At 59.5% G+C, this 24,290-nt stretch carries 25 protein-coding genes; 18 read left to right on the top strand and 7 right to left on the bottom strand.

All coding sequences use genetic code 11. From position 1 onward, the window contains the following. Positions 1–38 precede the first annotated feature (38 nt). The gene (locus AC3IUF_RS00505; RefSeq protein ID WP_489280066.1) at positions 39–1,130 is read left to right on the top strand and encodes an aminopeptidase; all 1,092 of its coding nucleotides are present in this window, start codon (positions 39–41) and stop codon (positions 1,128–1,130) included. Between the two features lie 100 nt (positions 1,131–1,230). Here AC3IUF_RS00505 and AC3IUF_RS00500 read toward each other — a convergent pair whose 3' ends face one another. After that, positions 1,231–1,881 carry an HAD family hydrolase gene (locus AC3IUF_RS00500; RefSeq protein WP_489280065.1) on the bottom strand — a complete coding sequence of 217 codons (651 nt, stop codon included), beginning with the start codon at positions 1,879–1,881 and terminating at the stop codon, positions 1,231–1,233. A 28-nt stretch (positions 1,882–1,909) separates the two neighbouring features. Next, complete coding sequence (locus AC3IUF_RS00495) at positions 1,910–2,455, bottom strand: gamma carbonic anhydrase family protein (protein WP_007911708.1); 546 nt, start codon at positions 2,453–2,455, stop codon at positions 1,910–1,912. Positions 2,456–2,543: 88 nt separating this feature from the next. On the opposite strand from AC3IUF_RS00495, the gene prlC reads away from it, so the two are divergent. Then, positions 2,544–4,595 carry an oligopeptidase A gene (gene prlC / locus AC3IUF_RS00490; RefSeq protein WP_095113094.1) on the top strand — a complete coding sequence of 684 codons (2,052 nt, stop codon included), beginning with the start codon at positions 2,544–2,546 and terminating at the stop codon, positions 4,593–4,595. Beyond that, positions 4,592–4,879 (top strand): YheV family putative zinc ribbon protein, encoded by a 288-nt coding sequence (locus AC3IUF_RS00485; RefSeq protein ID WP_007911710.1) that lies wholly within the window; start codon positions 4,592–4,594, stop codon positions 4,877–4,879. The genes prlC and AC3IUF_RS00485 overlap by 4 nt, the downstream gene beginning before the upstream one ends. A gap of 49 nt (positions 4,880–4,928) precedes the next feature. On the opposite strand, the gene AC3IUF_RS00480 is transcribed toward AC3IUF_RS00485, so the two are convergent. Next, positions 4,929–5,573 (bottom strand): dual specificity protein phosphatase family protein, encoded by a 645-nt coding sequence (locus AC3IUF_RS00480; protein WP_123376003.1) that lies wholly within the window; start codon positions 5,571–5,573, stop codon positions 4,929–4,931. Between the two features lie 304 nt (positions 5,574–5,877). Between AC3IUF_RS00480 and AC3IUF_RS00475 the strand changes: the two genes are divergently transcribed. Genes AC3IUF_RS00475 through AC3IUF_RS00465 form a run of 3 tightly spaced genes read left to right on the top strand, consistent with a single transcriptional unit; the run spans position 5,878 to position 9,725 of the window. Continuing rightward, a complete protein-coding gene (locus tag AC3IUF_RS00475; RefSeq protein WP_007911712.1) occupies positions 5,878–6,624 on the top strand; it encodes a gluconate 2-dehydrogenase subunit 3 family protein in 747 nt (248 codons plus the stop codon). Positions 6,625–6,626: 2 nt separating this feature from the next. Next, positions 6,627–8,411, top strand: coding sequence for a GMC family oxidoreductase (locus AC3IUF_RS00470; protein ID WP_007911713.1), 1,785 nt, complete (start codon positions 6,627–6,629; stop codon positions 8,409–8,411). 12 nt (positions 8,412–8,423) lie between these two features. Then, complete coding sequence (locus AC3IUF_RS00465; RefSeq protein WP_489280062.1) at positions 8,424–9,725, top strand: c-type cytochrome; 1,302 nt, start codon at positions 8,424–8,426, stop codon at positions 9,723–9,725. Between the two features lie 59 nt (positions 9,726–9,784). On the opposite strand, the gene AC3IUF_RS00460 is transcribed toward AC3IUF_RS00465, so the two are convergent. Further along, the gene (locus AC3IUF_RS00460; protein ID WP_007911717.1) at positions 9,785–10,060 is read right to left on the bottom strand and encodes a hypothetical protein; all 276 of its coding nucleotides are present in this window, start codon (positions 10,058–10,060) and stop codon (positions 9,785–9,787) included. 206 nt (positions 10,061–10,266) lie between these two features. Next, positions 10,267–10,569, bottom strand: coding sequence for a hypothetical protein (locus tag AC3IUF_RS00455; RefSeq protein ID WP_123376007.1), 303 nt, complete (start codon positions 10,567–10,569; stop codon positions 10,267–10,269). Positions 10,570–10,791: 222 nt separating this feature from the next. Between AC3IUF_RS00455 and AC3IUF_RS00450 the strand changes: the two genes are divergently transcribed. The 3 genes from AC3IUF_RS00450 (at position 10,792) to AC3IUF_RS00440 (ending at position 14,434) form a co-directional block, all read left to right on the top strand. Next, complete coding sequence (locus tag AC3IUF_RS00450; RefSeq protein WP_489280060.1) at positions 10,792–11,850, top strand: PA0069 family radical SAM protein; 1,059 nt, start codon at positions 10,792–10,794, stop codon at positions 11,848–11,850. A gap of 238 nt (positions 11,851–12,088) precedes the next feature. Next, positions 12,089–12,817: a carbonic anhydrase gene (locus AC3IUF_RS00445; RefSeq protein WP_007911720.1), complete on the top strand. Its 729-nt coding sequence runs from the start codon at positions 12,089–12,091 to the stop codon at positions 12,815–12,817. Positions 12,818–12,907: 90 nt separating this feature from the next. Next, on the top strand, positions 12,908–14,434 hold the full coding sequence (locus AC3IUF_RS00440) for a SulP family inorganic anion transporter (RefSeq protein ID WP_007911721.1): 1,527 nt from the start codon (positions 12,908–12,910) through the stop codon (positions 14,432–14,434). Positions 14,435–14,570: 136 nt separating this feature from the next. Here the strand turns inward: AC3IUF_RS00440 and AC3IUF_RS00435 are convergent, their stop codons facing one another. Then, the gene (locus AC3IUF_RS00435; RefSeq protein WP_007911722.1) at positions 14,571–15,221 is read right to left on the bottom strand and encodes a hypothetical protein; all 651 of its coding nucleotides are present in this window, start codon (positions 15,219–15,221) and stop codon (positions 14,571–14,573) included. Between the two features lie 369 nt (positions 15,222–15,590). Here AC3IUF_RS00435 and coxB point away from each other — a divergent pair, with 369 nt between their 5' ends. From coxB to AC3IUF_RS00415, 4 genes are all read left to right on the top strand, one after another. Then, complete coding sequence (gene coxB, locus AC3IUF_RS00430) at positions 15,591–16,718, top strand: cytochrome c oxidase subunit II (RefSeq protein ID WP_414894480.1); 1,128 nt, start codon at positions 15,591–15,593, stop codon at positions 16,716–16,718. An 82-nt stretch (positions 16,719–16,800) separates the two neighbouring features. Next, on the top strand, positions 16,801–18,387 hold the full coding sequence (gene ctaD / locus AC3IUF_RS00425; protein ID WP_007911725.1) for a cytochrome c oxidase subunit I: 1,587 nt from the start codon (positions 16,801–16,803) through the stop codon (positions 18,385–18,387). Positions 18,388–18,503: 116 nt separating this feature from the next. Continuing rightward, positions 18,504–19,055 (top strand): cytochrome c oxidase assembly protein, encoded by a 552-nt coding sequence (locus tag AC3IUF_RS00420; protein WP_007911727.1) that lies wholly within the window; start codon positions 18,504–18,506, stop codon positions 19,053–19,055. 25 nt (positions 19,056–19,080) lie between these two features. Continuing rightward, entirely contained in the window at positions 19,081–19,968 is an 888-nt protein-coding gene (locus tag AC3IUF_RS00415; protein ID WP_489280057.1) for a cytochrome c oxidase subunit 3, read from the top strand. Positions 19,969–19,977: 9 nt separating this feature from the next. Here the strand turns inward: AC3IUF_RS00415 and AC3IUF_RS00410 are convergent, their stop codons facing one another. Next, positions 19,978–20,181: a twin transmembrane helix small protein gene (locus tag AC3IUF_RS00410; protein ID WP_007911731.1), complete on the bottom strand. Its 204-nt coding sequence runs from the start codon at positions 20,179–20,181 to the stop codon at positions 19,978–19,980. A 71-nt stretch (positions 20,182–20,252) separates the two neighbouring features. Here AC3IUF_RS00410 and AC3IUF_RS00405 point away from each other — a divergent pair, with 71 nt between their 5' ends. Genes AC3IUF_RS00405 through AC3IUF_RS00385 form a run of 5 tightly spaced genes read left to right on the top strand, consistent with a single transcriptional unit; the run spans position 20,253 to position 24,161 of the window. Beyond that, a complete protein-coding gene (locus AC3IUF_RS00405; RefSeq protein WP_489280055.1) occupies positions 20,253–20,993 on the top strand; it encodes an SURF1 family protein in 741 nt (246 codons plus the stop codon). After that, positions 20,959–21,552, top strand: a complete 594-nt coding sequence (locus tag AC3IUF_RS00400) for a hypothetical protein (RefSeq protein WP_414894482.1) — start codon at positions 20,959–20,961, stop codon at positions 21,550–21,552. Before AC3IUF_RS00405 ends, AC3IUF_RS00400 begins: the two co-directional genes overlap by 35 nt. 10 nt (positions 21,553–21,562) lie before the next feature. Next, positions 21,563–22,642 (top strand): COX15/CtaA family protein, encoded by a 1,080-nt coding sequence (locus tag AC3IUF_RS00395; RefSeq protein WP_489280054.1) that lies wholly within the window; start codon positions 21,563–21,565, stop codon positions 22,640–22,642. Beyond that, the gene (gene cyoE / locus AC3IUF_RS00390; RefSeq protein WP_038365028.1) at positions 22,630–23,529 is read left to right on the top strand and encodes a heme o synthase; all 900 of its coding nucleotides are present in this window, start codon (positions 22,630–22,632) and stop codon (positions 23,527–23,529) included. The genes AC3IUF_RS00395 and cyoE overlap by 13 nt, the downstream gene beginning before the upstream one ends. After that, the gene (locus AC3IUF_RS00385) at positions 23,526–24,161 is read left to right on the top strand and encodes an SCO family protein (protein WP_007911741.1); all 636 of its coding nucleotides are present in this window, start codon (positions 23,526–23,528) and stop codon (positions 24,159–24,161) included. The genes cyoE and AC3IUF_RS00385 overlap by 4 nt, the downstream gene beginning before the upstream one ends. The last annotated feature ends 129 nt before the right edge of the window (positions 24,162–24,290 follow it).

Raw genomic sequence — 24,290 nt, 5'->3', positions numbered from 1 at the left:
ATAGTCTTGCGGGCAGACTCTCCGGGGGATTTCTTATTTTGATCAGGCCGTTTCCAAGCCTTGGGTTACTTGATCGCGTTTTTCGGGTTTTGTTTCCGGGTGTGTTGTTTTTGTTGCTCAACGGTTGCGCCAGCGTCAGCTATTACGCTCAGTTGGCCAGCGGTCAGTTGCAATTGCTGCGGGCGCGCGAGCCTGTGGAGCAGGTGATCAACGACCCGAGCCGCGACGCGACACTGCGCGCGCACCTCGCTCAATCGCAGAAGGCCCGCACCTTCGCCAGCGAGCATCTGCACCTGCCGGATAACCAGAGCTATCGTCTTTACGCCGACATCCATCGCCCGTACGTGGTGTGGAATGTGTTCGCCACGCAGGAGTTTTCCCTGACGCCGCAGAATCATTGCTTCCCGATTGCCGGGTGTGTGGCCTATCGCGGCTATTACAGTCAGAGCGCCGCGCGCGGCGAAGCGGCAATCCAGCGATTGCAGGGTATGGACGTATCGATAGGTGGCGTTGAGGCCTATTCGACGCTGGGCTGGTTCAACGACCCGATCCTTAATTCGATGATGGGCTGGGGTGATGAGCGCCTGGCCACGTTGATCTTTCATGAGCTGGCGCATCAGCGCTTTTACGTGAAGGACGACACCGAGTTCAACGAATCCTTCGCCTCGTTTGTCGAGCAGGAAGGCACGCGGCAGTGGCGGGCGTTTCGTGGGTTGCCGGCGGACACCGATTCGCGGCTGAAGCAGCGTGATCAGTTTATTGAGTTGGTACTCGATACCCGCTCACGGCTGGAGAAGCTTTATGCACAGCCATTAGCAGCCGAACAGATGCGCGAACGCAAAGCAGCCGAGTTCGAACGGTTTCGCCGGGACTATCGGGTGAAGCGAGACACCCAGTGGGCCGGGAACAAGCGTTACGACGCTTGGGTGAATGCGCCGCTGAACAATGCGCGATTGCTGCCGTTTGGGCTTTATGACCAGTGGGTGCCGGCGTTTGCGGCGTTGTTCAAAAAGGTCGGGGGGGATTGGATGAGGTTTTATGCGGAGGTGGAGAAGTTAGGGGAGCTGCCGGCCGCTGAGCGCAAAGCGGCGCTGAAAGCGTTGGCAGACTCTCAGACCTTTCGTGGCTGAATTGGCCTCATCGCTGGCAAGCCAGCTCCCACAGGGACAGCGGTGAACCTGAGTACATCACTCACCTGTGGGAGCTGGCTTGCCAGCGATGGCGTACTGATCAGCGCTGCAGAAACGCCTGATGCAACGCGTCCAGCGTTTCAAAGTGATAAGCCGGCGCCTCGGCATTCAACTCTTCAAAACTGCCAAACCCATAACCGACCGCCGCCGCATCCAGGCCATTGCTGCGCGCCCCGATCAGGTCATGCTTACGATCGCCGATCATCAGCGTATTCGCCGGGTCCAGCCCTTCTTCCGCCATCAAGTGCGCAATCAACTCAACCTTGTTGGTGCGCGTGCCGTCCAGCTCGCTGCCATAGATCACCTTGAAGTGCCGGGCGAAATCAAAGTGCCGGGCAATCTCACGGGCAAATTCCCACGGCTTCGAGGTGGCGATGTACAACTGCCGTCCTTGGCCACTGAGGGTTTCCAGCAAGGGCGTCACGCCCTCAAATACGCGGTTTTCATACAGGCCGGTGACCTTGAAGCGTTCGCGATAAAAATTCACCGCCTGCCACGCCTTGGCTTCATCAAAATCGTAAAACTGCATGAACGCCTGCAACAACGGCGGGCCGATGAAGTGCTCGAGTTTGCTCAGATCCGGCTCATCGATACCGAGCTTGGCAAGGGCGAACTGGATGGAACGGGTGATGCCCTCACGCGGGTCGGTCAGGGTGCCATCGAGGTCGAACAGTACGGTCTGGTAATGCATGAGAAATCCTGAGCAGGTGTAAGGCGATTCAGAGCTGGTCGTAGCCTTCGGCCAGATGCAGGTCCTTGAGTTTCACGTAGTTCGCCGCGCTGTAGGTGAAGAAGGCTTTTTCCTTGTCGGTGAGTTCCCGCACCTGTTTTACCGGGCTGCCGACATAAAGGAAGCCACTTTGCAGCCGTTTGCCCGGCGGCACCAGGCTGCCGGCACCGATGATCACATCGTCTTCGACCACCGCGCCATCCATGACAATGCTGCCCATGCCGATCAATACGCGGCTACCGACGGTACAACCATGCAGCATCACTTTATGGGCGATGGTCACGTCATCGCCGATCAGCAGCGGGAAACCGTCCGGATTGAACGGACCGGCATGGGTGATGTGCAGCACGCAACCGTCCTGGACGCTGGTGCGCGCACCGATGCGGATGCGGTGCATGTCGCCGCGGATCACGGTCAACGGCCAGACCGAGCTGTCTTCGCCGATTTCGACGTCGCCGATGACCACTGCCGAGCCATCGACAAACGCGCCCTTGCACAGGCGTGGGGTGTGATTCTGGTACTTGCGAACGGACACGATAATTTCTCTCTCTGTCGCCGATAGCTGCGGTGAATGCCGATTGTAATTAAGATGGGGCAATGTTTCCCCAGCCAAGGTGCCAACCGTGAGCGTGAACAACCCTCTGCTGCAGTCCTACGACCTGCCACCGTTCTCCACGATCCGTGCCGAACACGTCCTGCCAGCCATTGAAACCATCCTGGCCGACAACCGCGCCGCCATCGCCGAAATCCTCAAGACTCAGGTTCAGAACCCAACCTGGGCCGGGCTGGTACTGGCGATGGACGAACTCAATGATCGCCTCGGCGCTGCCTGGAGCCCGGTCAGCCACCTCAACGCCGTGTGCAACAGCGCCGAATTGCGTGAAGCCTACGAGTCGTGCCTGCCGGCCTTGAGCGCCTACTCCACCGAGATGGGCCAGAACCGCGAACTGTTCCAGGCTTATGAAGCGCTGGCCAACAGCCCGGAAGCCGCCGGCTTCGACGTGGCGCAAAAGACTATTCTGGAACACGCCCTGCGTGACTTCCGTCTGTCGGGTATCGACCTGCCGGAAGCCGAGCAAAAGCGCTATGCCGAAGTGCAGAGCAAACTGTCCGAGCTGGGCAGCCGCTTCTCCAATCAACTGCTCGACGCCACGCAGGCGTGGACCAAGCACGTCACCGACGAAGCCGCCCTCGCCGGCCTGACCGATTCGGCCAAGGCGCAGATGGCGGCCGCCGCACAGGCCAAAGGCCTCGATGGCTGGCTGATCACCCTGGAATTCCCGAGCTACTACGCGGTGATGACCTACGCGCAAGACCGCGCACTGCGCGAAGAAGTCTACGCCGCCTACTGCACCCGCGCCTCGGATCAAGGCCCGAACGCCGGTCAGAACGACAATGGCCCGGTGATGGAAGAGATCCTCGACCTGCGTCAGGAGCTGGCCAAGCTGCTGGGTTTCGCCAGCTTCTCCGAGCTGAGCCTGGCGACGAAAATGGCCGAGTCCAGCGATCAGGTGCTGAGCTTCCTGCGTGATCTGGCCAAGCGCAGCAAGCCGTTTGCCGCACAGGATCTGCAACAGCTGCGCGCCTACGCCGCCGAACAGGGCTGCGCAGATCTGCAAAGCTGGGACAGCGGTTTCTACGGCGAGAAACTGCGTGAACAACGCTACAGCGTTGCTCAGGAAACCCTGCGCGCCTACTTCCCGATCGACAAAGTGCTGGGCGGTCTGTTTGCCATCGTTCAGCGCCTGTACGGCATCGAAATCGCCGAGCAGAAAGGCTTCGATACCTGGCACCCGGACGTGCGCCTGTTTGAAATCAAAGAAAACGGCCAGCACGTCGGCCGCTTCTTCTTCGACCTCTATGCCCGCGCCAACAAGCGTGGCGGTGCGTGGATGGACGGCGCCCGTGACCGTCGCCGCACTGTCGACGGCGTGCTGCAAAGCCCGGTGGCCAATCTGGTGTGCAACTTCACCCCGGCCGACAGCGGCAAGCCTGCGCTGCTGACTCACGATGAAGTGACCACGCTGTTCCACGAATTCGGTCATGGTCTGCATCACCTGCTGACCCGCGTTGATCACGCTGGCGTTTCCGGCATCAACGGTGTCGCGTGGGACGCGGTCGAGCTGCCAAGCCAGTTCATGGAAAACTGGTGCTGGGAGCCGGAAGGCCTCGCGCTGATTTCCGGTCACTACGAAAGCGGCGAGCCGCTGCCCCAGGACCTGCTGGAAAAGATGCTCGCGGCGAAGAACTTCCAGTCCGGCCTGATGATGGTCCGTCAGCTGGAATTCTCGCTGTTCGACTTCGAGCTGCACGCCACCCACGGTGACGGCCGCAGCGTGCTGCAAGTGCTCGAAGGCGTGCGTGACGAGGTGTCGGTGATGCGCCCACCGGCCTACAACCGCTTCCCGAACAGTTTTGCGCACATCTTCGCCGGCGGTTATGCGGCGGGTTACTACAGCTACAAGTGGGCTGAAGTGCTCTCGGCCGATGCCTTCTCGAAGTTCGAAGAGGACGGCGTGCTCAACGCTGAAACCGGTCGTGCCTTCCGCGAAGCGATTCTGGCGCGCGGTGGTTCGCAGGCGCCGATGGTGCTGTTCGTCGACTTCCGTGGCCGTGAGCCGTCGATTGACGCACTCTTGCGCCACAGCGGCCTGAGTGAGGACGCGGCAGCATGAGTGAGGCACCTGTGATTACCAAGAAGCGCTTTATCGCCGGGGCGGTCTGCCCGGCGTGCAGCGAGCCGGACAAGTTGATGATGTGGAACGAGGACAGCGTGCCGCACCGTGAATGTGTGGCCTGCGGTTACTCCGACACGCTGAACGAGCAAGGACTTTCGGTACCGAAAGAACTGGGCACGCGGGTCAACACCAGTGCATTGAACAAACCTGCGCCGGACAAGACCGTGCAGGCGGTGCAGTTCTTTCCGAATCCGAAGCTGAAGAAAAAGTCCGAGGACTGAGCTGCGACTGGAAAACCTTCCACGATGCAACGTCGTGGAAGGTCGTGGATTACTTCAGATTGACTGACTGAAACCAGCTCTTCATCGAGCAGGTGGCGAACGCGCTGGTGCTGCAATCACCATTGGCCAGCGCTGTGCGCAGTTTGTCGACATCGGCCTGCATTACATAGCGGACACTGTCGCGAAAGTGCCCACTCTCACCGAAACCGCCTTGGGTCATCTCGCTCAAGGCGTCTTCTTTACTCCAGCCCTGCACCACCACGCGGTACATCGCCGCCATCAGGCCGGTGCGGTCGGAGCCGTGTTTGCAGTGCATCAACACCGGACCCTTGGCTTCGGCAGACTGAATAGCCCGCAGGGTCTTGAGCACGTCGGCGTCGTCAACGTGATTAGTGCGATACGGCAGTTGCACCTGGTTAATGTCCGGCTCGGACAACCAATTACTGTCGGCTTCCGGGAGGAAGTTGATCACCGTGGCGACCTTGAGGTTTTTCAGCAACGGCACGGCGCCGCCATCCGGCAATGCGCTGCGATAGAGCGTCGGCGACATCTGGAACAGGTTGTATTGCACTTCGACCGGTTGCGCCCAATCAGTGGGACGGGCCGTCGCTGTCGCCGCAGCCTGGGCTGGCAGCCAGTGCAACAGCGCGACAAGCGATAAACACAAAGCAGGGAACAAACGCACTCGGGACATGCTGGGGTAACCGTGTCGGGGTTCATCGGTGATAGGAGCCGCAGCTTCGGCGTTGCGCGGTCAAAGCCCTGTGAGGCGCTTGTCAAAGAATTGTGAATGGACACTGTTTCATTCATCGCCACTCAGAAAACCGGTGTTTTTTCCGATGAATCGGTTCATCGAGAAGCTTAGCCTGCTACCATTTGTCACATGATGTTGCAGGCGCGTCCCCTTTTCCTGGGTCAGACCGCTGTTGTCGCGACGAAAAATCCTCAAGCCGCTCGCAGAAGCGGCTGTCCCTTAATGCCTGATGAGGTGCACCACCATGTCTGATGAAAATCGAGACAACCCGCGGCGTGAGTTTTTGCGCAAATCCCTGACCCTGATCCCGGTGGTCACCCTGGCCGGCACCGGTCTGGGCAGCAGCGTGCTGCAAGCGGCGCCCGAAGCCGCACCCACTGCACCCGCGCCGCAACCGGTCCGCGCTGATGCCGGGGTTTATCAGCCGAGCTACTTCACCGCCGAAGAATGGGCATTCATCAATGCCGCCGTCGCGCAATTGATCCCCAACGATGCCCAAGGCCCGGGCGCGCTCGAAGCCGGTGTGCCGGAATACATCGACCGGCAGATGAACACGCCGTACGCCGCCGGTGCCCTTTGGTACATGCAAGGCCCGTTCAATGCCGACGCCGCGCCGGAAATGGGCTGGCAGAGCAAACTGGTGCCCAAAGAGATCTATCGCCTCGGCATTGCCGCCACGGATCAGTGGGCAAAATCCCTCAACGGTAAAGTATTTGCTGAGCAAGACAGCGCTACCCGAGACGATTTGCTCAAGCAACTTGAAGCGGGCAAGCCGCAATTCGATGCGGTGCCGGCGAAGATTTTCTTCAATCTGCTGCTGCAAAACACCAAGGAAGGGTTCTTCTGCGACCCGATCCACGGTGGCAACAAAGGCATGGTCGGCTGGACCATGATCGGCTTCCCCGGCGCCCGCGCCGATTTCATGGATTGGGTGGAACGCAACGAGCAATACCCCTTCCCGGCAGTTTCGATTCGCGGCGAGAGGGCGTAAGCATGGCAACGGTAATGAAGAAGGTTGACGCAGTCATCGTTGGTTTTGGCTGGACCGGCGCGATCATGGCCAAGGAGCTGACCGAAGCGGGTCTCAACGTGCTGGCGCTGGAGCGCGGGCCGATGCAGGACACCTACCCCGACGGCAACTATCCCCAGGTGATCGACGAACTCACCTACAGCGTGCGCAAAAAACTCTTTCAGGACATCTCCAAAGAGACGGTCACTATTCGCCACAGCGTTAACGACATCGCCCTGCCGAACCGCCAGTTGGGCGCGTTTCTGCCCGGCAATGGTGTTGGCGGCGCCGGTCTGCACTGGTCGGGCGTGCACTTTCGCGTCGACCCGATCGAATTGCGCATGCGCAGCCATTACGAAGAGCGCTACGGCAAAAGCTTTATCCCCAAGGACATGACTATCCAGGACTTCGGCGTCAGCTATGAAGAACTGGAGCCGTTCTTCGATTTCGCCGAAAAAGTCTTCGGCACCTCGGGCCAGGCCTGGACCGTGAAGGGCCAACTGGTCGGTCAAGGCAAGGGCGGCAACCCGTACGCACCGGATCGCTCCAACCCGTTTCCGCTGGAGGCGCAGAAGAACACGGTATCCGCACAGCTGTTCGGTAAAGCGGCGACAGAAGTCGGTTACAAACCCTACAACCTGCCGTCCGCGAACACCTCCGGGCCGTACACCAATCCTTACGGTGCGCAGATGGGCCCGTGCAACTTCTGCGGTTTTTGCAGCGGTTATGTCTGCTACATGTACTCCAAGGCTTCGCCAAACGTGAACATTCTGCCGGCGCTGAAACCTTTGCCGAATTTCGAGTTGCGACCTAACTCGCACGTGCTGCGGGTCAACCTAGACAGCACGAAATCCAAAGCCACCGGCGTGACCTACATCGACGGCCAGGGTCGCGAGATCGAGCAACCGGCGGATCTGGTGATTCTCGGCGCGTTCCAGTTGCACAACGTGCGTCTGATGCTGCTCTCCGGCATCGGCAAGCCGTACGACCCGATCAGCGGCGAAGGCGTGGTCGGGCGTAACTTCGCCTACCAGAACATGGCGACCATCAAGGCGTTCTTCGACAAGGACACCCACACCAACAACTTCATCGGCGCCGGCGGCAACGGCGTGGCGCTGGACGACTTCAACGCCGACAACTTTGACCACGGCCCGCACGGCTTTGTCGGCGGCTCGCCGATGTGGGTCAACCAGGCCGGCAGCCGGCCGATTGCCGGCACCTCGAACCCGCCGGGCACCCCGGCCTGGGGCAGTGACTGGAAACGCGCGACCGCTGATTACTACACCCACCAGGTGTCGATGGACGCCCACGGCGCGCATCAGTCTTATCGGGGCAACTACCTTGATCTCGATCCGGTGTACCGCGATGCCTACGGCTTGCCGCTGCTGCGGATGACCTTCGACTGGCAGGAAAACGACATCAAGATGAACCGCTTCATGGTCGAGAAAATGGGCAAGGTCGCCGAAGCGATGGGGCCGAAAGCCATTGCCGTGATCGGCAAGAAAGTCGGCGATCACTTCAACACCGCCTCTTACCAGACCACCCACCTCAACGGCGGCGCGATCATGGGCACCGATCCGAAGAAGAGCGCGCTGAACCGCTACCTGCAGAGTTGGGACGTGCATAACGTCTTCGTTCCGGGTGCCTCGGCGTTCCCGCAAGGCCTGGGTTACAACCCGACCGGTCTGGTTGCCGCACTGACCTACTGGTCGGCGAAGGCAATCCGCGAGCAGTACCTGAAAAACCCCGGCCCGCTGGTTCAGGCTTAAGGAGCGATGACCATGAAAAATCTCGTTATCGCGACCCTGGCGCTGCTCGGCAGTGCCTCCACTCATGCGGCCGACGTTGATCAAAGCTTGATCAAACAGGGCGAATACCTCGCCCGCGCCGGTGACTGCGTGGCCTGCCACACCGCTAAGGGTGGCAAACCGTTCGCCGGTGGCCTGCCAATGGAAACCCCGATCGGCACGATTTACTCGACCAACATCACCCCGGACAAGACCGGCGTCGGAGAATACAGCTTCGAAGACTTCGATCAGGCCGTGCGCCATGGCGTCGCCAAAAACGGCAGTACGTTGTACCCGGCGATGCCGTATCCGTCCTACGCCCGTGTCAGCGAAACCGACATGCAAGCGCTGTACGCCTACTTCATGCACGGCGTAGAACCGGTGGCGCAAGAGAACAAGGCCAGTGATATTCCATGGCCGTTGAGCATGCGCTGGCCGCTGATGGGCTGGCGCTGGATGTTTGCGCCGAAGGTCGAGGACTACAAAACGACAAGTGCCGACCCGGTGATCGACCGCGGTGCCTATCTGGTCGAAGGCCTTGGCCATTGCGGCGCTTGCCATACGCCGCGCGCCCTGACCATGCAGGAAAAATCCCTGAGCGCTGCCGATGGCAGCAACTTCCTCGCCGGCAGTGCGCCGCTGGAAGGCTGGATCGCCAAGAGCCTGCGCGGCGATCACAAGGATGGCCTCGGCAGCTGGAGCGAGGAGCAACTGGTGCAGTTCCTCAAGACCGGTCGCAGCGATCGCAGCGCCGTGTTCGGCGGCATGAGTGATGTGGTCACCCACAGCATGCAATACATGACCGACGCTGATCTGACCGCAATTGCCCGCTACCTCAAGTCGCTGCCGGCCAGTGATCCTAACGATCAGCCGCATCAGTACGACGAGAAAGCGGCGAAAGCCCTATGGAATGGCGATGACAGTCAGCGCGGTGCTTCGGTATACATCGACAACTGCGCGGCGTGCCACCGCACCGATGGCCACGGCTACACCCGGGTGTTCCCGGCGCTGGCGGGTAATCCGGTGCTGCAATCGGAAGACCCGACTTCGTTGATCCACATCGTGCTCAAGGGCGGCACGTTGCCGGCGACGCACACGGCACCGTCGACCTTCACCATGCCGGGCTTCGCCTGGCGCCTGTCGGATCAGGAAGTGGCGGATGTGGTGAGCTTCATCCGTGGCAGTTGGGGTAATAAAGGTGCGCCGGTTAACGCTGAGGATGTGGCCAATCTGCGCAAGAACGATATGCAGACGACTTCCGGGGATGATTTGGGGCAAGTCACCACGCATAAATGACGGATGTGATTGATACGCCCCTGGCACGGTTCGACTTTTCGTGTGGTGTCAGCGGCCGATCAACGCTTGGACTGAAAGCCTTTGAACTGCACGAATGCATCGGCCAACTGCAGATAAAGCTTCTCGTCGTATTTGTCGGTGTCGCCATCGCCGTCAGTATCGATGGCGTCTTCGGAGATCAAGTCATAACGGCCATTGGCCTGCGACGACGAAGCAAAAAGCGAATAGTCGTAATCCATCATTTCGGTCGCGTCTTCACTGTAGTGATAAAACGCGATTTCCGGACTTCCATCTCGATCCATATCCGCAATTTCCAGCAGTATTCTGATAGCCATGGATGAAACCCTTCAGATTGATTGCGTGTTTGAGATTAGGCTTGGCGAGAATTCCGGTCTACTGTCAGAGTTGACAGGGTGTATGCCCAGCCAGCCCTTGACTGATCACCTTCCATTCACAGTGTCTTCTTCTAAAACAATAAAGCCCTGCATGAATTTTCATGCAGGACTTTATTGTTATTTGTTTGCGACTCTTGCACTTTCAATTACGGATTAACGATACTTACATAAGCCTTGGCCAATGCAATCAACTTCGCCTTGTCGTCGTTATCAATATCGCCATCACCGTCTACATCTTTCTTGTTGTTACGAATAGTGAATGTCTTGCCACGGTCGCTGGACACCGCCACCACGTAGATCGAATCGACCAGCCCTTCGGTGGATAGCTCATCTTCAGCGTTCCAGCCCAGTTCCTTGCGGGCCAGTTGCATGGAAACAATAGTATTTGGCTCCGAAGCATTCGGCAGCATCAACTGCAAGAACACACCACGTTGATTGAGATACGACACGAATTAAATCCTTTTTAATTTAGTTACCAGCCAAGTGCCGATAGAAGTAACCAAGACTATATTCGATAACTTGTCGCGACAACGGGGCATATGTATCTCGGATTGTACTTTGCACTTATATATAAACTTTTCCAGTCAGCAAGTTTCCCATCGCTGAACGGTACTGGATCACAGTGGCCCCGCTCATGTACTGTATGCATATACAGATCAGGAGCCTGCCCAATGATCAATCCTCTACCGCCTCGCGGTCGCGGCACCGCCAGCAACCCGCACAACCGCTTCGCGCCGAACCGATCGGTGGCCGAGGATGACGGCTGGTACCAGGAAGTGCCGCTGACTCAAGGCACCGAGGTGATGATCGAAACCGCAAAGAGCATCATCACCCGCAACACATCTCCCGATCTGCCCTTCGACCGCTCGATCAATCCTTATCGCGGCTGCGAGCATGGCTGCATCTATTGCTACGCACGGCCCAGCCATGCCTATTGGGATATGTCGCCCGGGCTGGATTTCGAAACCAGGCTGATCGCCAAGACCAACGCCGCCCAAGTGCTGGAAGAACAGCTCGGAAAGAAAGGCTATCAATGCGCGCCGATCAACCTGGGCTCCAATACCGATCCGTATCAGCCGATCGAGCGCGAACACAAAATCACCCGGCAGACCCTCGAAGTGCTGCTGCGTTATAGGCACCCAGTGACCATCGTCACCAAAGGCTCGCTGATTCTTCGCGATCTAGATCTGCTGACCGAGCTGGCGCAGCAACGTCTGGTGGCGGTGATGATCAGCCTGACCACACTCGATGACGAGCTCAAACGCATCCTCGAACCGCGCGCAGCGGCACCCAAAGCGCGCTTGCGCGCCATTCGGGTCATGCGCGAGGCCGGCATTCCGGTCGGCGTGCTGTGTTCGCCGATGATTCCGATGATCAACGACAGTGAAATCGAAAACCTGCTCAACGAGGCCCACGCAGCCGGTGCGCAAAGCGCGGCATACATGATGCTGCGCCTGCCGCTGGAGGTGGCGCCGTTGTTCGAGGAATGGCTGGCGGCGCACTATCCGCAACGCGCCGCACACGTGCTGAGCCTGATCCGCCAGAGCCGTGGCGGTGAGCTCTACGACAGCCGTTTCGGCGCACGCATGCGCGGCGAAGGGGTGTTCGCCGACCTGCTCGCGCAACGATTTGCCAAAGCCATCAAGCGTCTTGGCATGAATCATCGCGAAGGCTATAACCTCGATTGCACGGCCTTCTGTCCGCCGGGTCGCCAGATGTCGTTGATTTAGCGACAATTGGCCTATGGTTGAGGGGTTGGAATCCTTCCGCCGAAATCACCCAGTCACGGTTTTTGTGACCTGGAACACACGTTCTAGAGCGTTTGATTCAGTTTGAGTTAAGTTTCGGCGGCTACCTTGTTCATCGAGTGACTGACGGGTCGGGATGACCCGGATGTTTTAAACAGCCACTGGCTTCATACCGGAATACATGGGAATGACTCCCCTAATCCGCCAAAGAGGATGAATCATGAGTGACAAGGATAAACAGCCGTTGGCTGCGTCGGCGCAAACCCCTGAAGCGGAATCCGCCGATGCAGCGCTGCGACAGATCGTAGACGGCTTTTTGCATTTTCATCATGAGGTCTTCCCACAGCAGGAAGAGCTCTTCAAGAAACTCGCCACGGCGCAGGCGCCCAAGGCGATGTTCATTACCTGCGCCGACTCGCGCATCGTCCCTGAGCTGATTACCCACAGCTCGCCCGGCGATCTGTTCGTGACCCGTAACGTCGGCAATGTTGTGCCGCCTTATGGGCAGATGAACGGCGGCGTTTCCACCGCCATCGAATACGCGGTACTGGCGCTCGGCGTACAGCACATCATCATCTGCGGCCACTCCGATTGCGGCGCCATGCGTGCAGTGCTCAATCCGGACAGCCTGGAAAAAATGCCGACGGTCAAAGCCTGGCTGCGCCACGCTGAAGTCGCGAAAACCATGGTGCATGAAAACTGTAACTGCGCCGACGAAAAAGAAAGCATGCCGATCCTCACCGAGGAAAACGTCATCGCCCAATTGCAGCACTTGCGTACCCATCCTTCGGTAGCCTCGCGCATGGCGAACGGTCATCTGTTCATCCATGGCTGGGTCTACGACATCGAAACCAGCGAAATCAAAGCTTACGACGCGGATCAGGGCCGTTTCCTGCCGCTCGACGGTAGCCATCCGATTCCGGTGGCGACGCCCAAAGCGCGCTTCTAAATCTTCCTAAACATCTGTGTGGTTTGACGCCGGTCGCTGATTCAGCGACCCGGCCTCGCCATGCCTGAAGAAAACTTCGGGAGAATCGCCATGCGTGCGGCTCAATTGAAAGCGGTGTTGCCACGGGAGCTGCTCGCTTCAGTGGTTGTGTTTCTGGTCGCCCTGCCGCTGTGCATGGGTATTGCTATTGCCTCCGGGCTGCCACCGGCCAAGGGTTTGATCACCGGGATCATCGGCGGTCTGGTGGTCGGTTGGCTGGCGGGCTCGCCGTTGCAAGTCAGCGGGCCGGCGGCGGGGCTGGCGGTATTGGTGTTTGAACTGGTGCGCCAGCACGGCATCGAGATGCTCGGGCCGATTCTGTTGCTTGCCGGTTTTCTGCAACTGGTCGCCGGCCGCTTGAAGCTCGGCTGCTGGTTTCGGGTTACGGCGCCAGCGGTGGTGTACGGGATGCTGGCGGGGATTGGCGTGTTGATCGTGCTGTCACAGGTGCATGTGATGCTCGATGCGTCACCGAAGCCCTCGGGGCTGGATAACCTCACGGCGTTCCCGGCAGCAGTGGCACAAGCGCTGCCGTCGTTTGGCTGGCAGGCGGGTTTGCTCGGACTGTCGACGATTGCAGTGATGTGGTTGTGGGAGAAGTTTCGCCCGCATTCGCTGCGCTTCGTTCCGGGCGCATTGCTCGGTGTCGGTCTGGCAACCGGGGCAAGTCTGTTGCTCGCTTTGCAGGTCAAACGCGTCGAGGTGCCGGCGAATCTGGCGGAGGCCATTGATTGGCTCAAGCCTGCGGACCTGCTTAGCCTGGCCGACCCTACGCTGTTGATCGCCGCGTTCGCCGTGGCATTCATTGCCAGCGCCGAGACGCTGCTCTCCGCTGCTGCGGTGGATCGCATGCACAGCGGCGTGCGATCGGACTTCGACCGTGAACTGTCGGCGCAAGGGGTCGGCAACATGCTCTGCGGTCTGCTCGGTGCGCTGCCGATGACCGGGGTAATCGTGCGCAGTTCGGCCAACGTCCAGGCCGGTGCGACCACGCGTTACTCGACGATCTTCCATGGCCTGTGGCTGCTGGCGTTCGTGTTGTTGCTGTCGAGCGTGCTGCAAAGCATTCCGGTGGCGAGCCTGGCGGGGGTGCTGGTTTACACCGGGTTCAAACTGGTCGATCTCAAAGCGTTTCGAGGGTTGGGACGTTATGGACGGATGCCGATGTTCACCTATGCGGCGACGGCGCTGGCGATCATCTTCACTGACCTGCTGACCGGGGTGTTGATCGGTTTCGGTCTGACGCTGTTGAAACTCGCGTTCAAAGCGTCGCGGTTGAAGATCAGCCTGATCGATCTGCCACAGGATGGTGAGATGGAGTTGCGTCTGGTCGGTGCGGCGACATTCCTCAAGGTGCCGGCGCTGACGCAAGTGCTGGGCAGTATTCCGCAGGGGACGACGGTGCATGTGCCGCTCAATAACCTGAGCTACATCGACCATTCGTGTCTGGAGTTGCTGGAAGAGTGGGGCCGGGCGAATGCGGCGAAGGGCTCGAAGCTGTTGATTGAGTCGCGTGGGTTGAAGCGCAGGCTTGAGGGACGGATTCGAACTACTACCGGTATCGGCGCCGCCGGCTAAATCTTCCCGCCTGAACAAAAACCCTGTGGGAGCTGGCTTGCCAGCGAAGACGGAGTGTCAGTCACTGACAATGCTGACTGATCCACCGCTATCGCTGGCAAGCCAGCTCCCACAGGTATTTGGGTGTCGCTCAGGATTACGCGGCAGGCTGGTCCAGTTCCAGGCCCACACCCAGTCGGCGGCTCATGCACGGCCAGCGTTTCCACGCGGCGCCGGTGTCCGGGCTGCTGAGTTTTTCGCGGTAGGCTTCTACCGATTCCAGCGCAAAACTTTCGTCGTTGAGCATCTCGTCGATCGCGTGATGCACCGCTTCGTCCAGTTGGTTGGCAAATTCCTCACCGATCAATTGGTGAGCAATCAAGTTGGCGACCGTCATGTCCAAGGGGATCAGTGGCTGGCCGAAATGCTTGATGTACAGGTCGTTGACCTCTTCGACAAAACGGTGCGCCAGATAGGCTTCATCCAGCAGGCTATCCAGGCCAACGTGCCCGGCCATGATGGCTGGCGGCTGGAGGAAATACTGCTCGGCGATTTTCAGCACCGGTTTGATCTGCGATTCGATTCCTGCTTCCCTGGCGACTTCATTGGCTGCATCCAGCAGGTCTGGCACTTCATCAATGTAGGCGGCGACAAAACGCGTCAGCACACCGTTGGCGTCGGCTTCCGGCAATTGGATCGCCGGGTGTAAATGAGGCAGCTTGCTCTCCAACTGACGGGTCAGCAGGCCGGTGTCTTTTTCGTGTTGTTGGGCTTTTTGGATCTGCTCGCGCAATGCGGCGGTGTTCATGAAAACTCCAGGAAACAAGGCAATGAAATAGGGAAGACATAAGTTAGCTGGCTTACGAAAAATGCTAAGACGCATTTGTCATAATTATTTCATCCTTGATGCGCCTGCGTTATATCGGTTTGCCACCACTCGTCTGCATCCTTCTCCATTCGTGCCCTTGAACGCAAGTACCGGCTGTTTCAGTTGATTTACGTGTGCACATTGCAATTTCCCGTCGCTGTCTATACTCGCCAGTGAATGGAGTTAGCTGATGACGCCCGACTGCACCCGCAGCAAGGCCCGGCGATTCAAGTTCGTAGTCTGATGCAGCCGCTCCCTTGCCGCAGGCGAAAGCCGGCGGGATAACAAGAACGATAAGGGGAACCCGCAATGATGCGACATCCACACGTCTGGATGGGCCTCCTGTTGTGGTCGATTTTCAGTCCCGCGCATGCCGCATGGACTGTGAATATGGCGCCTGGAGCGACTGAAATCAGTCACGCAGTATTCGACCTGCACATGACCATATTCTGGATCTGTGTGGTGATCGGGATCATCGTCTTCGGCGCCATGTTCTGGTCGATGATGGTGCACCGCCGTTCTACCGGGCAGGTCGCCGCAAAATTCCACGAAAGCACCACCGTCGAAATTCTCTGGACCGTCGTACCGTTCCTGATTCTGGTAGCGATGGCCGTGCCGGCGACCGCCACCCTGATCAAGATGTACGACACCAGTGAGCCGGATATCGATATCCAGATCACCGGTTATCAGTGGAAGTGGCACTACAAATACCTGGGTCAGGATGTCGAGTTCTTCAGCAATCTGGCCACCCCCGCCGAGCAGATCCACAACAAGGAAACCAAGGGCGAGCACTACTTGCTCGAGGTCGACAAGCCATTGGTGCTGCCGACCGGTGCCAAAGTGCGCTTCCTTGTGACTTCTGCCGACGTTATTCACTCCTGGTGGGTACCGGCCTTTGCGGTGAAACGCGATGCGATTCCGGGGTTCGTCAACGAGGCGTGGACGCGCATCGACAAGCCCGGCATCTACCGTGGTCAATGCGCCGAACTGTGCGGCAAGGATCACGGCTTCATGCCGATCGTGGTCGAGGTCAAGGACAAGGCCGACTACGACAAGTGGCTCGCCGAGCGCAAAGCCGAAGCCGCGCAGCTTAAAGAGCTGACCAGCAAGGATTGGACCCTCGACGAACTCAAGGAACGCGGCGACAAGGTCTACCACAGCACCTGCGTTGCCTGTCACCAGGCCGAAGGCCAGGGCCTGCCACCGATGTTCCCGGCGCTCAAAGGCTCGAAAATCGCCACCGGCCCGATCAAGGATCACCTGAGTATTGTCTTCCACGGCAAGCCCGGTACCGCCATGGCGGCGTTCGGCAAGCAGCTGTCGGAAGTCGATATCGCAGCGGTCGTGACCTACGAACGTAACGCCTGGGGCAACAACAAAGGCGACATGGTCACGCCAAAAGAAGTGCTGGAGCTGAAACAGGCGGAAAGCAAATGAGCCGGTCTATCGCGTACTTCGTGAACCGGCCGGGGCAACGCGCCCCGGCCCGCCCCGTCCACTCACGTAAAGGAGACCGGCCATGAGCGCTGTCATTGATGACCATGGTCATGCCGACCACGCCCACGGCCCCGCCAAAGGCCTGATGCGCTGGGTGCTGACCACCAACCACAAGGACATCGGCACGCTGTACCTGTGGTTTGCGTTCTCCATGTTCCTGCTCGGCGGCACGTTCGCGATGGTGATTCGCGCCGAACTGTTCCAGCCCGGATTGCAGATCGTCGAACCGGCGTTCTTCAACCAGATGACCACCATGCACGGTCTGGTGATGGTCTTCGGTGCGGTGATGCCGGCCTTCGTCGGCCTCGCCAACTGGATGATCCCGTTGATGATCGGCGCGCCGGACATGGCCCTGCCACGGATGAACAACTTCAGCTTCTGGCTGCTGCCGGCGGCGTTCCTGATCCTGGTGTCGACCCTGTTCACCCCCGGTGGCGGGCCGAACTTTGGCTGGACGTTCTACGCGCCGCTGTCGACGACCTACGCGCCGGAAAGCGTGACGTTCTTCATCTTCGCCATCCACTTGATGGGGATCAGTTCGATCATGGGCGCGATCAACGTGGTCGCGACCATCCTCAACCTGCGCGCCCCCGGCATGACCCTGATGAAAATGCCGCTGTTCGTCTGGACCTGGCTGATCACCGCGTTCCTGCTGATCGCGGTAATGCCGGTGCTGGCCGGGTGCGTGACGATGATGCTGATGGACATCCACTTCGGCACCAGTTTTTTCAGTGCTGCCGGTGGCGGTGACCCGGTGCTGTTCCAGCATGTGTTCTGGTTCTTCGGCCATCCCGAGGTGTACATCATGATCCTGCCGGCCTTCGGCGCGGTCAGCTCGATCATCCCGACCTTCTCGCGCAAGCCGCTGTTCGGCTATACCTCGATGGTCTACGCCACGGCGAGCATTGCGTTCCTGTCGTTCATTGTCTGGGCGCACCACATGTTCGTGGTCGGCATTCCGCTGGTGGGCGAGCTGTTCTTCATGTACGCGACGCTGCTGATCGCGGTGCCGACCGGGGTGAAGGTGTTCAACTGGGCCAGCACCATGTGGCAAGGCTCGCTGACCTTCGAAACGCCGATGCTGTTTGCCGTGGCTTTCGTGATCCTGTTCTCCATCGGCGGTTTCTCCGGACTGATGCTGGCCATCGCCCCGGCGGACTTCCAGTATCAGGACACCTACTTTGTGGTCGCGCACTTCCACTACGTGCTGGTGCCCGGGGCGATCTTCGGGATCTTCGCCTCGACCTACTACTGGCTGCCGAAATGGACCGGCCACATGTATGACGAAACCCTCGGCAAGCTGCATTTCTGGCTGTCGTTTGTCGGCATGAACCTGACCTTCTTCCCGATGCACTTCGTCGGTCTTGCGGGAATGCCGCGACGGATTCCGGACTACAACCTGCAGTTCGCCGACTTCAACATGGTCTCCTCGATTGGCGCGTTCATGTTCGGCGCCACGCAGATCTTCTTCCTGTTCATCGTGATCAAGACCATTCGCGGCGGTCCGCCAGCACCGGCCAAGCCTTGGGATGGTGCGGAAGGTCTGGAGTGGAGCGTGCCGTCACCGGCGCCTTATCACACCTTCACCACACCGCCGGAAGTGAAATGAAACGCCTGACTTTTGTAGGAGTGAGCCTGCTCGCGATGGCGGTGTGTCAGGCACACCGCGGTGGACCCATCGCGAGCAGGCTCACTCCTACAGGGTTTGGTGGGGAGGCATGAACCATGGCTGACTCGATCTCGCTGAAAAAACTCGTCACCCGTCTGCTCGGGGTGGTGGTGGCGATGTTTGTCTTCGGCTTTGCCCTGGTGCCGATCTACGACGTGATGTGCAAAGCCTTCGGCATCAATGGCAAGACCGGTGGGCAGTACGAGGGTGAGCAGGTGGTCGACACTTCCCGCCAGGTGCGCGTGCAATTCCTGTCGACCAACAACGTCGACATGCCGTGGGACTTTTATCCCAAGCATGACGAACTCACTGCCAACCCCGGCGCGGTCAACGAGATGATCTTCATCGCGCGCAATCCCACCGACAAACCGATGAGTGCGCAAGCCGTGCCGAGCATCGCGCCGAGCAACGCGGCGGCGTATTTCCACAAGACCGAATGCTTTTGTTTTACCCAGCAGGTGCTGCAACCCGGTCAGCAGATCGAGATGCCGGTGCGCTTCATTGTTGACCGCGACATGCCCAAGGATGTGAAGCACCTGACGCTGTCCTACACGCTGTTCGATATCACCGCCCGACATCCGCCGGTGGCTGTAAACACTGGCGGTTGAGCGTGCCCGATAAGGAGAACAATAAATGGCAACTCATGAGCACTATTACGTACCGGCCCAGAGCAAATGGCCGATCATCGCCACTTTCGGCATGGCCATTACCGTGTACGGCCTGGCCGTCTGGTTCAACGATCTGAAGGCGACGCGTCCGGAATCCCACGGCCCGTACATCTTTTTCATTGGCAGCCTGTTGCTGGCGTACATGCTGTTCGGCTGGTTCGGTACGGTGATCAAGGAAAGCCGCGCAGGGCTCTACAGCGCGCAGCTGGATCGCTCGTTCCGCTGGGGCATGAGTTGGTTCATCTTCTCTGAAGTGATGTTCTTCGTCGCCTTCTTCGGTGCGCTGTTTTATGTGCGCCACGTCTCCGGGCCGGCGCTCGGCGGTGAAGGCACCAAAGGCATCGCCCATATGCTGTGGCCGAACTTTCAGTTCACCTGGCCGCTACTGCACACGCCGGACCCGAAACTGTTCCCGCCGCCCAAGGACGTCATCAGCCCGTGGGGCCTGCCGCTGATCAACACGATCCTGCTGGTCAGCTCCAGCGTGACCATCACCATCGCCCACCATGCCTTGAAGAAGGGCCATCGCGGCGCGCTGAAAATCTGGCTGGCGATCACCGTGCTGCTCGGCTGCGCGTTTCTCGGTTTCCAGGCTGAGGAATACATTCACGCCTATCACGAACTGGGGCTGACCCTCGGCTCGGGCATTTATGGCGCGACGTTCTTCATGCTCACCGGTTTCCACGGTGCCCACGTGACCATCGGCACGATCATTCTGTTCGTGATGCTGATGCGCATCATGAAGGGCCACTTCGACAACGAGCACCAGTTCGGTTTCGAAGCGGCGAGCTGGTATTGGCACTTCGTCGACGTGGTGTGGATCGGTCTGTTTATCTTCGTCTACGTACTCTGAGGATCAGCACTACCAAGGCGCATGCGATACCAGTTGGCCGCTGTAGAAACCCCAGGCGATCAAGCCGACGGTGGCAGCGGCCAATGCCACCCGAACACTCAAGGCGATGACCAGGCGATTCGAGCTGCTGTCGTCCTTGACCAGGAAAAACAGGCCGCTGAACAGGCTGATCACCGTGGCAATCAGCATCAGGACGATGGCTGTTTTGAGCATGGGAAGAACTCCGGGGGACAGGCGATGCAGTTGAGTATAGCGATCGCAACGACTGACTTTGTGGCGCAGCCATGAAGCGTTTTCGCCCGGGCGTGATACCGACTGTGGTGGTGGCGTTGCTGCTGCCGCTGCTGGTGTCGCTGGGCTTCTGGCAACTGAGCCGGGGCGCGGAGAAAACCGCCCTGCTCGCCAGTTACGCCGAACGCCGCGCGGCCGAACCGATGGCCAGCACTGAGTTGCTGAACAGCGCCGATCCGGCCTATCGCCGCGTGCATCTGCACGGTCAGTTCGATGCCGGGCACAGCTTGTTGCTGGATAACCGCCAGCGGAATGGCAAGGTTGGCGTCGAGTTGCTGCAACCGTTTCAGGATCAACGCAGCGGTCTGTGGCTGCTGGTCAATCGCGGCTGGTTGCCGTGGCCGGATCGCCGCGTGCCGCCACAATTCACTACGCCCACTGAAGCGTTGAATGTCGATGCCTGGGTCTACGTCGCCCCCGGCGCTACTTTCCAGTTGCACGCCGATCCGGTCAGCAGCACCTGGCCGCAAACCATCACTGCCGTCGAACCCACCAACCTGTGGAAAACCCTGGATCGCGACGGCTTCGCCTACGAATTACGCGCCGAACCCGGCCCGGCCAGCTACGAGGCCGATTGGCCGGTGGTTGCCATGGGCCCGGAAAAACACCTCGGTTACGCCGTGCAGTGGTTCGCCATGGCCACCGCCCTGCTCGGCCTCTACGTCTATTTGGGCTTGCACAACGCAAAGGAGAACCACCATGGGAACGGCCATGAATCCACCCAGCATGTCTGAGGCGAAACCTGCCGCCACCCGTCGGCGCGGACGCATTCAATTGCTGCTGATTGTGCTCGGCGTGATCGGGCCGATGGTGCTCGCCACGGGTATGTACAAATTGCAGTTCTGGGTACCGGAAGGTCGCAGCTATCACGGCGAACTGATCGGCAACGGCCAGACCCGCGCCGACCTCGGCGTGCAGGCCAACGAGGAGCGCTGGCAGATCCTGGTCACCGCGCCGAAGGATTGCGCGGTGGATTGCCAGCAACTGGTGTATCTGGCGCGGCAGATTCAGATCGGCCTCGGTCGTGATGCTGGCCGCGCCAGCCACGCTCTCGCCGTTGCGCAACCGGTCAGCACTGATTACGACGCCAAGCTGACCCGCGAATATCCACAGCTGCAACGCTACCCGCTGGACGCTGGTGTGTTCAGCAAAGCGACTGGCGACAAAGCCACGCCGCAACTGTGGATCATCGACCCGCACGGCAACCTCGTGCTGCGTTACGAGCCGAATGTGAAGGGCAAGGATCTGCTCAACGACCTGCGTCATCTGCTGAAACTGTCGAACATCGGATAAGGGCATCGTCATGGCCAAACCTGGATTTCGCCTCGCGCTGTTTGCCACCCTTCTGGCCCTGATTGTGGTGCTGCTCGGCGCCTATACGCGCCTAACCCACGCCGGCCTCGGCTGTCCGGACTGGCCAGGCTGCTACGGCTTTATCAGCGTGCCGAAAAGCGAAGCCCAACTGGCCCATGCCGAACTGCATTACCCGGACTCGCCGGTGGAGGCGCACAAGGGCTGGAACGAGATGATCCACCGCTACTTTGCCGGCACCCTCGGCCTGCTGATTTCGATACTGGCCGGGCGCGCCTGGGTCAATCGTCGTCATCCGGGGCAACCGCTGAAGCTGCCGCTGTTCCTGCTGGCGGTGGTGTTTGCGCAAGCGGCGTTCGGCATGTGGACGGTGACGCTCAAACTCTGGCCGCAAGTGGTCACCGGACATTTGCTCGGCGGTTTTGCGACGTTGAGTTTGCTGTTTTTGCTGACGTTGAGACTGTCCGGCGTGCTACCGGCGCTGACCGTGCCCAAGCGTTTGCAGTATTGGGCGACAGCGGGATTGTTGTTGGTGATTGGTCAGATTGCGCTGGGTGGCTGGGTCAGCTCCAACTACGCGGCAGTGGCGTGCATCGACTTTCCGACCTGCCATGGGCAATGGCTGCCGCCGGCGGATTTCGCCAATGGTTTTCACCTGACCCAACACATCGGCCCGAACTATCTCGGTGGGCAACTCGACAGTGATGCGCGCACGGCGATTCACCTGACTCATCGTATTGGTGCGCTGTTGGTGACGTTGGTGCTGCTCGGTCTGGCCTGGCAACTGAAAGTGGTCGGCATGACGCGGCTGGCCGGCCTCGTGCTGATCGCCCTCGCCGCACAGATCACCCTCGGCATCAGCAACGTGTTGTTCCATCTGCCGCTGCCGGTGGCGGTTGCGCATAACGCCGGCGGTGCGGCGCTGTTGCTGACCATGGTGCTGGTCAATTACCACGCGCGCACCAGTCTGGTTCGGGTCAAACAACCGGTGCTCGCGCGCTGGCGCTTGAACCCGCGTAAACACGCGGCCGCGCCCATCACTATTAAAGGAGAAACGCCGTGGCGATTCTGATTGGCGAACGCCCGCATCAGGCGATCTGGCGTGATTATCTGGAACTGACCAAACCGAAAGTCGTGGTGCTGATGTTGATCACCTCGCTGGTCGGCATGTTCCTCGCGACCCGCGCCGGGGTGCCGTGGACGGTACTGGTGTTCGGTAATCTGGGCATTGCGTTGTGTGCCGGTGGCGCGGCGGCGGTCAACCATGTGGTGGATCGGCGCATCGATGCGGTGATGGCGCGCACGCACAAACGGCCGCTGGCTGAAGGCCGGGTTTCGCCGGCGGCGGCGCTGACGTTTGCGTTAGTGCTGGCGCTGCTCGGTCAGGCCTTGTTGCTGACGTTCACCAATCCGCTGACGGCTTGGCTGACCCTGGCTTCGCTGCTTGGTTATGCAGTGATCTACACCGGTTTCCTCAAACGCGCGACGCCGCAGAACATCGTCATCGGTGGTCTCGCCGGCGCCGCCCCACCACTGCTCGGCTGGACGGCTGCCACCGGTCACGTCAGCGCCGAACCGTTGTTGCTGGTGCTGATCATCTTCGCCTGGACCCCGCCGCACTTCTGGGCGCTGGCGATCCATCGCAAAGAGGAATATGCCAAGGCTGACATCCCGATGCTGCCGGTCACCCACGGCGAGCACTACACCAAGGTGCACATTCTGCTCTACACCTTCGCTCTGCTGGCGGTGAGTCTGCTGCCGTACGTGATCCACATGAGCGGTGTGCTCTACCTGATTTGCGCGCTCGCCCTCGGTGCAAGGTTTCTGCAATGGGCCGTGGTGCTGTACCGTGGCACTCGGCCGCACGCGGCGATCAACACCTTCAAGTACTCTATCTGGTACTTGTTTCTGCTGTTCATCGCCCTGCTCGTAGACCACTACTTACTGTTGAACCTATGACTCGAACCCAGAAAACCGTCTTCATCCTCGTCGCCGTGATCGCGCTGATCCTGGGACTTACCGTCAACAAAGTGCTGAGCGGCAAGGGCCAGGGCGACCCGACTGCGTTGATCGACGCCGGCATTATTCTGCTGCCGCAGAGCCGCAATCTGCCGGACGTGACGATGACCGATCAGGACGGCAAGCCGGTGGCGATCAACGAGCTCAAAGGTAAGTGGAGTCTGCTGTTTTTCGGCTACACCTTCTGCCCGGACATCTGCCCGACCACCCTCGCCCAGTTGCGGCAAATCAAAAGTGAACTGCCCAAGGACGCTGTGGACAAGTTGCAGATCGTGCTGGTCAGCGTTGACCCGAACCGCGATAACCCGAAGCAGTTGAAACAGTACCTGGGTTACTTTGATCCGCAGTTTGTCGGCCTGACGCCGACCTCGATCGAAGAGCTGCAGAAGGTCGCGAATGCGGTGAGTATTCCGTTTATTCCGGCGGATACCAGTAAGCCGAATTACACCGTCGACCATAGCGGCAATCTGGCGGTGATCGGGCCGGATGGTACGCAGCGCGGGTTTATTCGAGCGCCGTTGAACAACGCCAAACTGGTCGCGCAGTTGCCGGTGATGCTTAACCGCAAATAAAAGCTGAAGAGCGAAAAGCCCCTCACCCTAGCCCTCCCGAAACGTCGGACCGCCCAGAGGGAGAGGGGACTGATTGGGGGATATTGGGGAGCCACACCGAATTGGCCGTCCTGCTTTGAATCCATAATC

It is taken from the genome of Pseudomonas sp. KH_040, assembly GCF_057839305.1.
The sequence above is the reverse complement of the archived record's forward strand: the minus strand, read 5'-3'. Positions and strand labels throughout refer to the sequence as shown.

Coding starts and splice junctions, on each gene's coding strand:
- ctaD (WP_007911725.1), top strand. CDS start 16,801: ATGAGCGCTGTCATTGATGACCATGGTCATGCCGACCACGCCCACGGC.
- AC3IUF_RS00395 (WP_489280054.1), top strand. CDS start 21,563: ATGGCCAAACCTGGATTTCGCCTCGCGCTGTTTGCCACCCTTCTGGCC.
- AC3IUF_RS00400 (WP_414894482.1), top strand. CDS start 20,959: ATGGGAACGGCCATGAATCCACCCAGCATGTCTGAGGCGAAACCTGCC.
- AC3IUF_RS00385 (WP_007911741.1), top strand. CDS start 23,526: ATGACTCGAACCCAGAAAACCGTCTTCATCCTCGTCGCCGTGATCGCG.
- AC3IUF_RS00475 (WP_007911712.1), top strand. CDS start 5,878: ATGTCTGATGAAAATCGAGACAACCCGCGGCGTGAGTTTTTGCGCAAA.
- AC3IUF_RS00450 (WP_489280060.1), top strand. CDS start 10,792: ATGATCAATCCTCTACCGCCTCGCGGTCGCGGCACCGCCAGCAACCCG.
- AC3IUF_RS00460 (WP_007911717.1), bottom strand. CDS start 10,060: ATGGCTATCAGAATACTGCTGGAAATTGCGGATATGGATCGAGATGGA.
- AC3IUF_RS00405 (WP_489280055.1), top strand. CDS start 20,253: ATGAAGCGTTTTCGCCCGGGCGTGATACCGACTGTGGTGGTGGCGTTG.
- AC3IUF_RS00415 (WP_489280057.1), top strand. CDS start 19,081: ATGGCAACTCATGAGCACTATTACGTACCGGCCCAGAGCAAATGGCCG.
- AC3IUF_RS00465 (WP_489280062.1), top strand. CDS start 8,424: ATGAAAAATCTCGTTATCGCGACCCTGGCGCTGCTCGGCAGTGCCTCC.
- coxB (WP_414894480.1), top strand. CDS start 15,591: ATGATGCGACATCCACACGTCTGGATGGGCCTCCTGTTGTGGTCGATT.
- AC3IUF_RS00480 (WP_123376003.1), bottom strand. CDS start 5,573: ATGTCCCGAGTGCGTTTGTTCCCTGCTTTGTGTTTATCGCTTGTCGCG.
- AC3IUF_RS00445 (WP_007911720.1), top strand. CDS start 12,089: ATGAGTGACAAGGATAAACAGCCGTTGGCTGCGTCGGCGCAAACCCCT.
- AC3IUF_RS00420 (WP_007911727.1), top strand. CDS start 18,504: ATGGCTGACTCGATCTCGCTGAAAAAACTCGTCACCCGTCTGCTCGGG.
- AC3IUF_RS00470 (WP_007911713.1), top strand. CDS start 6,627: ATGGCAACGGTAATGAAGAAGGTTGACGCAGTCATCGTTGGTTTTGGC.
- AC3IUF_RS00440 (WP_007911721.1), top strand. CDS start 12,908: ATGCGTGCGGCTCAATTGAAAGCGGTGTTGCCACGGGAGCTGCTCGCT.
- AC3IUF_RS00500 (WP_489280065.1), bottom strand. CDS start 1,881: ATGCATTACCAGACCGTACTGTTCGACCTCGATGGCACCCTGACCGAC.
- AC3IUF_RS00410 (WP_007911731.1), bottom strand. CDS start 20,181: ATGCTCAAAACAGCCATCGTCCTGATGCTGATTGCCACGGTGATCAGC.
- AC3IUF_RS00485 (WP_007911710.1), top strand. CDS start 4,592: ATGAGTGAGGCACCTGTGATTACCAAGAAGCGCTTTATCGCCGGGGCG.
- AC3IUF_RS00435 (WP_007911722.1), bottom strand. CDS start 15,221: ATGAACACCGCCGCATTGCGCGAGCAGATCCAAAAAGCCCAACAACAC.